This is a genomic window from Streptomyces spiroverticillatus, from assembly GCA_014650415.1.
In the GTDB taxonomy this organism is placed as follows: domain Bacteria; phylum Actinomycetota; class Actinomycetes; order Streptomycetales; family Streptomycetaceae; genus Streptomyces; species Streptomyces spiroverticillatus.
In genome coordinates this window covers 1-4,319 of the sequence record BMUX01000051.1, presented here as the reverse complement: position 1 = coordinate 4,319, position 4,319 = coordinate 1, and the positions used below count along the sequence as shown (strand labels likewise).

At 70.9% G+C, this 4,319-nt stretch carries 1 protein-coding gene; it reads right to left on the bottom strand.

What is annotated here, in order from left to right:
* Window positions 1–4,319: type I polyketide synthase (locus IE269_RS42555; protein ID WP_189828744.1), on the bottom strand; the 4,319-nt coding region annotated here is incomplete at both ends.

Sequence of the window (4,319 nt, the reverse complement as noted above, 5' to 3'; positions counted from 1 at the left end):
GTCACACCACCGGCAACCGCCAGCGAGCACTCGCCCGAACGCAGTGCCTGCGCCGCCCAGTGCATCGCCACCAGCGAAGACGAGCACGCCGTATCCACCGTCACCGCGGGGCCTTCGAATCCGAACGTGTACGACACCCGCCCCGACGCGATACTGCCCGCGCTGCCGGCGCCCTGCTGGCCCTCGAACTCCCGGCCACCCAGCAGACTCGCGTAATCGCCGTACATCACACCCGCGAAGACACCGGTCTGCGAACCCCGCAGCGACACCGGGTCGATGCCCGCCCGCTCCACCGCCTCCCACGTCGTCTCCAGCAGCAACCGCTGCTGCGCATCGGTCGCCAACGCCTCACGCGGACTCATCCCGAAGAAGTCCGGATCGAAGTACGCAGCGTCGTAGAGGAAACCACCCGCCCCCTCGAACGTTTCGCCCTCCACCTCCCAGCCACGGTCGGCGGGGAAGCCACCGACCGCATCCACACCACCGTCGACCAAACGCCACAGATCCTCCGGCGAAGCCACCCCACCCGGATACCGGCACGCCATCCCCACGATCACAACAGGGTCGTCCTCGGCGACCACCGGCCGGCGCAGGGCCACCGGCGCGGCCTCGGTCTCTTCCCCATGGACCTCATCAAGGACGAATCCCGCGAGCGCGTCCGCCGTCGGGTAGTCGAAGACCACGGTGGCGGGGAGCCGCAGACCGGACACCGCACCCAGCCGGTTGCGCAGTTCCACCGCGGTCAGGGAGTCGAAGCCCAGGTCCTGGAAGGCCCGTGTGGGATCGATGTCCGCCGCGCCTCCGTGACCCAGGACCAACGCGATCTGGGCACGCACCAGGTCGAGCACGGCCGCGTGCCGCTCTTCGGCGGCGAGGCCGGACAGGCTCCTGCGCAGTCCGGCCGCGTCGGCGGTTCCCGTACGGAGGCTGCGGCGCGCCCGCGTCCGGATCAGTCCGCGCAACAACGGCGGAACCTCGCCAAGGGCCCGCATCGCGGCCAGGTCCAGCCGGACCGGCAGGACCGCCGACCGCCCGGCCGACAGGGCCGCGTCGAACAGGGCCAGCCCCTCCACGACGGACAGTGGCGGCATGCCGAGCCGGCTGATGCGCTCCATGTCGGCGTTGGTCAGCGAGCCGGTCATTCCGCCGGTCTGCTCCCAGGGGCCCCAGCCGAGCGAGACGCCCGGCAGGCCCGTGGCGCGCCGGTGTGCGGCAAGCGCGTCGAGGAAGGCGTTGGCCGACGCGTAGTTCGCCTGCCCCGCGCTGCCGAAAGCCGCCGCGACGGACGAGAACACGACGAACGCCGCAAGCTCCAGGTGTCGCGTCGCCTCGTGCAGGTTCCAGGCCGCGTCCGCCTTCGGCCGCAGCACTGCCGAGAGCCGCTCGCCGGTCAGCGAGCCGACCACTCCGTCGTCGATCACTCCCGCGGCATGGATCACCGCCCGTATCTCGTGCCTGGCCAACAGGTCGCGTACTGCGGCGGGCTCGGCGACGTCACACGCCTCGATCCCGACCCGTACGTCCTGCCCCTCGAACTCGGCGACGAGATCGGTGGCACCCTCGGCGGCGTGACCGCTGCGGCTGACGAGAAGCAGACTGCGTACACCGTGCTCGGCCACCAGGTGCCGGGCGATCAACCGGCCCAGGCCACCCGTACCACCGGTGATCAGGACCGCACCCTCACCCGCCCACACCGGGCCGGGCTCCTGGGCGGCCTCGACCCTCGCCAGTCGCGCGGCAAGGAATTCACCGTCGCGTACGAGCAACTGCGTTTCGTCCAGGGCCAGTACGGACTCCACCAGACCATCGGGCTCCTCGCCCTCCACGTCCACCAGCACGAACCGGCCCGGCTGCTCGGACTGCGCCGAACGCACCAGACCCCAGGCGGCGGCGGCGGCCAGGTCCTCACCGGACACCGCCCCCCGCGTCACCAGCACCAGGCGCGACGCCTCGGGCAGCTTCTGGACCAGAGCCAGCACCCGCGCCGCCAGCGCGTGCGCCGAACCCACCGTGCCGTTCGCGTCCTCAGTCTCACCGGACAGCCGGTGCACCACCACGTCCGGCGGCAACGCCACCTGGCCCGGCACCCGGACCGGTACCCACTCCACGCCGAACAACCCGTCGTGCGACTGCTCGGCCGAGACCGGACGCACTGTCAGTTCCTGGACCGAAGCGACCGGTTCACCCGTCGCGTCTGCCAGCTCCACCGACAACGCCCCGTCGTCGGTGCGGCGCAGCCGGACCCGGAGGGCGGACGCGCCCGAGGCGTGCAGTGACACACCGGACCAGGAGAAGGGCACGCCGCGTTCACCGTCACCGAGCAGCACGGCCGCGTGCAGGCCGGCGTCGAACAGGGCCGGGTGCAGACCGAATCCGGCCAGGTCCGTGTCCTCGGGCAGCGCGACCTCCGCGTACACCTCGTCGTCGAGTCGCCAGGCCGCCCGCAGACCCTGGAACACGGGGCCGTACTCGAACCCGGCCTCGGCGAACCGCTCGTACACGCCTGACACGTCGAGCGACTCGGCACCCGCCGGCGGCCACACCTCCGGGCCGAACGTCGTGGGTGGGGTGGTGCTCGGAGCGAGCACACCGGTGGCGTGCTGGATCCAGAGGGATGCGTCCGCGCCGTCGGGGCGGGAGTGCACCGTCACCGTGCGACGGCCCGACTCGTCGAGCGCGCCCACCGTCAACTGCACCCGTACGCCACCCTCTTCAGGCAGCACGAGCGGTGCGGCGAGCGTCAGTTCCTCCACCGCCGGGCACCCGGCCTCGTCGCCCGCGCGCACGGCCAGTTCGACCAAAGCCGTTCCCGGCACCAGCACCGCGCCCATGACCATGTGGTCGGCAAGCCAGGGGTGCGACCGCACCGAGAGCCGTCCGGTGAAGAGGAAGGTGTCCGCGTCCGCGAGTTCCACGGCCGCGCCGAGCAGCGGGTGTTCCGCCGATTCCAGCCCGGCCAGGCGTACGTCGCCGCCACGCGTGAATCCGCTGTCCGAGGGCCAGTAGGGCTGGTGCTGGAAGGCGTAGGTGGGCAGCTCGACACGGCGGGCACCGGTGCCGGTGAAGAAGGCGGACCAGTCGGCGGGGGCACCGCTCACGTAAAGTTCGGCGAGTGCCTGGAGGGCGGCTGTCTCCTCGTCGCGGTTCTTGCGCAGCGCGGGTACGAGAACGGAGTCACCGTCCTCGGGCAGGCAACCGGCAGCCAGGGCGGACAGCACCCCGTCCGGTCCGAGCTCCAGGTAGCGGATGACGCCGGCTTCGGAGAGCCCACGCATGTCGTCCGCGAAACGCACCGCGTCCCGGACGTGGCGCACCCAGTACTCCGGATCACACACCGACTCCGCATCCTTGGCCAGCGGAATCACGGGAGCCGAGAACGACAGCCCGGAGACCACCGTACGGAAGTCGTCCAGCATCGGGTCCATCAGCGGGGAGTGGAACGCGTGCGAGACACGCAGGCGGGTCGTCTTGCGGCCCAGTCCCTCGAAGTGGGCCCGCACGGAATCCACCTGGTCCACCGCGCCGGACACGACCACGGAGGTCGGACCGTTGACCGCGGCGACCGACACCAACTCATCGAGCAGGGGGACTACTTCGTCTTCCGTGGCCTGCACGGCGAGCATCGCGCCAGCCTCGGGCAGCGCCTGCATCAACCGGCCCCGCGCCGCGACCAGCGTGCACGCGTCCGCCAGAGAGAGGACACCGGCGACATGCGCGGCAGCGACCTCACCGATGGAGTGACCGGCCACGAAGTCCGGCCGTACGCCCCACGATTCCACGAGACGGAACAGGGCCACCTCGACGGCGAACAGCCCGGCCTGCGCGAACATGGTCTGGTTCAGTGCCTCCGCGTTCTCACCCCAGGCCACCTCCCGTACCGGCACATCCAGTTGCTCACACACCGCATCGAACGCAGCCGCGAACACTGGGAAACGGGCGTACAGCTCCCTTCCCATCCCGAGCCGTTGGGACCCCTGGCCCGAGAACAGGAACGCCGTCTTCCCGGCACGAACCTTGCCCTCGACGACCTGCTCACCGTTCAGCACCACAGCCCGGTGGGCGAAGACCGACCGAGTGAGCGTGGACAGACCCACGTCCACCGGACGCAGCTCCGCCTCCTCGACGTACGTGCGCAGCCGGGTGACCTGGTCCGCGAGTGCCTGCTGGGTCTTGGCGGACACCAGCCACGGGACCACACCTGGAACAGCCCCAGCCTCCGGTACCGCTTCAGCCCCTTCGAACTGCTCCAGCACCACATGCGCATTCGTCCCACTGATACCGAACGACGACACACCCGCCCGCCGCACCCGACCCGACTC